1 protein-coding gene is annotated in these 5,098 nt (G+C 68.2%); it reads right to left on the bottom strand.

Annotation, left to right across the window (positions count from 1 at the left end; genetic code table 11):
* Positions 1 to 5,098, bottom strand: a 5,098-nt coding sequence (locus H5407_RS23210) for a non-ribosomal peptide synthetase (protein ID WP_183106864.1), incomplete at both ends; no start/stop codon positions are given.

The raw sequence follows: 5,098 nt of genomic DNA, 5'->3' as shown, positions 1-5,098 counted from the left end.
CGCGCCACCCCGGCGCCCCCGATGTACAGCTCCCCCACCACGCCCGGCGGCACCAGGCGTCGGTGGGCGTCCAGCACATACAGCCGCGTGTTGGCCATGGCCTGGCCGATGGCCCGCCACTCCTCTTCTCCCGCGCCGGGCTCGTGGATGGTGGCGTTCACCGTGGTCTCGGTCGGACCGTAGGCGTTGAGCAGCGTGGGGCGGTGCCCTTCGCGCTGCCACCAGCGTGCCAGCGCCCGCTGGTTCAGCGCCTCGCCGCCGATGATGATCAGGCGCAGGCTGGCCGCGATCGGTTCGTCCTGCTGGATGAGCTGCTCCCAGAACTGCAGCGGCAGGTCCGCCACTGTGATCCCGTGGGCCTGGCAGCGCTGCCAGAAGGCCTGCGCCCCTTGCAGCCAGGCGTCGCTGCGCAGCACCAGCGTGGCCCCCACGCCCAGCGTGGCGAAGATCTCCTCCACCGACACATCAAAGGCCACCGATGCAAACTGCAGCACGCGGTCCTGCGCGCTCAGCCCCGTGCGCTGCACCACTGCGCCGAGCTGGCTCAGGGCCTGGCGGTGTTCGACCATCACGCCCTTGGGCGTCCCGGTGGAGCCGGAGGTGTAGATCACATAGGCCAGGGCCGATGCGCCGGCCTGGGGCTCTTGCGGCAGGGACGGCTCCGTTGCCGCCTGCTGGCGCAGCTCGCGCACATCCAGCACCACCGGCGGCCGCTCCTGCGCCGCCACGGCCATCGCCAGCCGGGCCTGCGCCGAGGCCTCCAGCTCGCCATGCGTGAGCACCACCCGGGCTCCGCTGTCGCGCAGCATGGCGCTCAGGCGTTCGCTCGGGTAGGCCGGGTCCGCCGGCACGTAGGCCGCGCCGGCCTTGAGCACGGCGATCACGCCGGCCACCAGTGCCGCCCCACGCGGCAGGCACAGCAGTACCAGGGGCTGCTCGTGCTTGGCTTCCTTCGCGCCCGCCAGATGCGGCGCGATGTGGGCCGCCAGGCGGTGCGTCAGAGCGTCCAGCTCGGCATAGCTCAGCTGCTCCTGCTCGTCCACCAGGGCCAGCGCCTGCGGGCAGCGCTGTGCCTGCGCCTGGACGAGCCCATGCAGGCTGCCGCACTCGTCAAAGCGCTGAGCCAGCTCGGCGCTCAGCGCCTGGGCCGGCTGGCCGAAGCCGTGCAGCCGTTCCTCCTGCGCCGGCGGCAGCACCGCCAGCGCGCTCAGCTCGCCCTGCCCGCCTTCGCGCAGCGCCTGTTCCAGGCTCGACAGGGCCTGTGCCATCAGCGCGCAGACGTCCTGCGCGCGACCCCGCCCGGCCACCTGCGCGGTCAGGATCAGACTGGCGCCGCTGTCGTCCACGTCCATGTTGAACGGGTAGTTGCTGCTTTCCTCCCCATGCAGGAACTCCACGCCCTGGAGCGCGTCGAGATCCAGCTCTTCCGACCGCCCCTGCACTTCGTGACCGCTGTGGCGGTAGTTGAGAAGGGCGGAGAACAGCGGCAGACCCGGTGTCAGCCCGCTGCAGCGCTGGGCCAGTGACAGCGAGGCGTGCTCATGACGCAGCAGCCCGGCCAGATCTCTTTGAACCTTGCGTGCGGTATCGCGAATCTGCCCCAGAAGCCGAACCCGCAAGGGCAAGGTGTTGATATAGAGCCCCAGCGCCTGACCCGCACCGCCTTGCATGCGACCGAACAGCACGGTGCCAAAAACCACGTCGTCCCTGCCGCTGACTGCGCCCAGCACCTGCGCAAAGGCCAGGTGGCATAGGCTGGCCAGGCTGAGGCCGAGACGGCGAGCTTGCAGACGCAGGCCGACACTGGTCGGTTCGGGCAAGCTCAGATGCGCCTCACCGACCTGGGTGCCATCACCTTGCACATCGGACAGTCCATAGGGCAAGGTGGGTTCATCCACGCTGCTCAGCTGCTCACGGAAGAAGGCCTCGTGCTGTGAGGTGCTCATGCCCAGCCGTGCCTGTGCGACGTGCTCCCGGAAGGGCCGGGTCGGCAACAGGCTGGCGCCATGCCCACTGAGCTCCCAAAGGATCTCCTGCTGCATGGCATCCATCGACTGGTGGTCCACGGCGATGTGGTGGACCAGCAGCGCCATCAGCCAGCTGTCGCGACCAGGTTCGCGCAGGACGCGCGCCTGCATCAGCGGTGCGGACTGAAGCGGCAGGCGCTGGCGGCGCGCATCACTCTGATGCAGCAGCGCCTGCAGGGCCTCGTCCCCTGCGGCGTCGCTGGAAACGCCCAGCGCCTCGGCCTGCAAGGTCTGCACCGGGAGCGTGACTTCGCGTAGGACCACCTGAACGGGTTCGTCCAGGCCTTCCCAATGCAGCGAGGTGCGCAGCACGTCATGGCGCGCCAGTACCCGCTGCAGAGCGGACAGGTACTGATCCAGTCTCTCGCTCTGCTCAAATCGCAGCACCGCGCGCAACAGGTAGACATCGCCCTCTCCTCCCATCAGATGGTGGAAGAGCATGCCCTCCTGCAAGGGAGCCAACGGATAGATGTCCTGCACGTTGGCCGCCCCGCCGGGGATGCGGCTGACCAGCGCGTCCAATTGCTGTTGGGTCAGCTGGACCAACGGCAGCATGTCCGGGCTGAGTCGGGTTGCGCCCTCAGGGATGGTCGAGGGCGGGACTTCCAGCGGGCGCGAACCACCGTCGCCGATCTCCAGCTGCCGGGCCAGTTGCGCCAGGCTCGGGGCGCTGAACAGGGCGCGGACGTCGCTGGACAAGCCGGCCTGGCGCATGCGTTCGATCAGCGTTACCGCCAGCAGCGAATGCCCGCCCAGCTCGAAGAAGTTGTCATGACGGCCCACCTGCGGCAACTGCAACGCATCGGCCCATAACTCGGCAATCCGCTCTTCGATCTCGCCCTGCGGCGCCTCGTAGATGCGGTGTGCGTGATCCTGCCCGCCTGGCGCAGGCAGCGCGCGACGGTCGAGCTTGCCGTTGGCAGTCAGGGGCATGGCGTCAAGCCGAACAAACGCGCTGGGCACCATGTAGGAGGGCAGGGCCTGCTCGAGGGCCTGACGCAGGGTCTCTGTGTCCGGCGCGTTCCCGGACTCCGCGCCCACGAAATAGGCGACCAGCCGCTTGTGGCCGGCCTCCTCCTCTCGTGCCAGCACTACCGCCTCTCGGATGCCAGGCAGCTCAAGCAGCTTCGCCTCGATCTCACCCAGCTCAATTCGATAGCCGCGCACCTTGACCTGATGGTCGTTCCGGCCGAGGTACTCAAGCTCGCCCTCCTCGGTCCAGCGGGCAAGGTCGCCGGAGCGGTACAGCCGGCCGCCGGGCACCAAGGGGTCGGCCAGGAAGCGCTGCTCGTTCAGGTCGGGGCGGTTCAGGTAGCCTCGGGCGACACCGGCGCCACCGACATGGATTTCTCCCGCGACACCGATGGGCGCAAGCCGGCCTTGAGGGTCGAGCAGTCGCAGGCTGAGGTCGGGGATCGGGCATCCGATCGGTCCGGGACCCGCACGGTTTGCGTCGATGGCACTCAGCGGACGGTAGCTCACATGCACCGTGGTCTCGGTGATGCCATACATATTGACCAATCGGGTCCTGGCGTTCACCGGCCGGTCATACCAGGGTTTGAGTGCGCTGAGCTCCAGGGCTTCGCCGCCAAAGATCACCTCTCGCAAGGCATGCGGGCATTCGCGCTGCCCCTGGACGGCGATCAACTGACGAAACGCACTCGGCGTCTGGTTCAAGATCGTCACGTTCTGCGTACACAGAAGGTCGTGGAAGGATTCCGCGTCCCGTGCCACCGCACCCGGCACGATCACGAGGCGGCCGCCATGCAGCAGCGCCCCCCAGATCTCCCAGACGGAGAAGTCGAAGGCATAGGTATGGAACAAGGTCCAGACGTCCGTCGGTCCGAAGCCGTACCAGGCCTGGCAGGCTTCGAAGAGGCGCATGACCTGCGCATGCTCGACCATCACCCCTTTCGGCTGCCCGGTGGAGCCCGAGGTGTAGATCACATAGGCCAGTTGGCGGGGCGAGAAGCCGGACAGGTCCGGTTCGCTGCCCGGCAGGTGCTGGAAGGCTGCCAGCCCGGGTTCGACATGGAGCAGCCGATCGGCAGAGGTCAACTCGGCCCTCAGCCCTTCGAGCACCGTGGAATCGACGTCGCTGTGGGTCAGCAGCAGGGCCGGGGCACTGTCTTTCAGGCAGTAGCGCAGGCGGTCCGTCGGTTGGGCGGGATCCAGGGGCACGTAGGCCGCCCCCGCCTTCAGCACCGCCAGGATGGCGATGAGCATCTCGAAGCTTCGCTCAAAGCACAGGGCGACCCGCGACTCCGCACCGATGCCTTGCTGGCGCAATGCGTGAGCCAGACGGTTGGCCTGCTGTTCCAGATCGGCATAGTGCAGGGTCTGGTCACCCAGCTGCAGGGCCACGCGGTCCGCATGGCGTTGAGCCTGCTCTGCAAACACCTGGTGCAAGCCACGTGCCGCTGGGAATGTCGACTGGGCTGCGCCGAACGCCAGCAGCGCGTTCCGCTCGGCCTCAGCCATGGCGTCGAGGGTCTCCAGTGGCGTCTCGCTGGCCGAATGCAGTGCATGGGCCAGGGATTGCAGGATGGCACACAGGGCCTCGCAGACACGGGCGGCAGAGGCCGGTGCCTGCACGCGAGCGCTGATGTGCAGTTGTGCGCCGTTGTCGTCGAGGGTGATCAGGAAGGGGTAGTTCGTGCGCTCTTCGCCGATGAGGACGTCCACGTCCTTGGCGAAGTCGGCGAGTCGAGTGTCGTCCGGGTTCTCTGCTGTTGCTACGTTGTGGCGGTAGTTGAACAAAGCGGTGAAGACCGGCACGCCGCTCTCCAGCCCGCTGCAGCGTTGGGCCAGGGCCAACGGGGCATGCTCGTGGCGCAGCAGGCCGGCCAGGTCTTGCTGGACCTGCTTGACGGCGCCCAGCACGGGGCCCTGCAGCTTGACTCGAAGCGGCAAGGTGTTGATGTAAAGCCCCAGGGCGCGGTCGGCCCCGGCGCCGGCCTGCATGCGGCCGAACAGCACGGTGCCGAAGACCACGTCCTCGCGCCCGCTGACCCGGCCCAGCAGCTGGGCATAGGCCAGGTGGCACAGGCTGGCCACGCTCACGCCCAGGC

The sequence above is a fragment of the Mitsuaria sp. WAJ17 genome (assembly GCF_014174515.1).
In the GTDB taxonomy this organism is placed as follows: domain Bacteria; phylum Pseudomonadota; class Gammaproteobacteria; order Burkholderiales; family Burkholderiaceae_C; genus Roseateles_B.
This window is presented reverse-complemented; position numbering and strand designations above follow the sequence as displayed.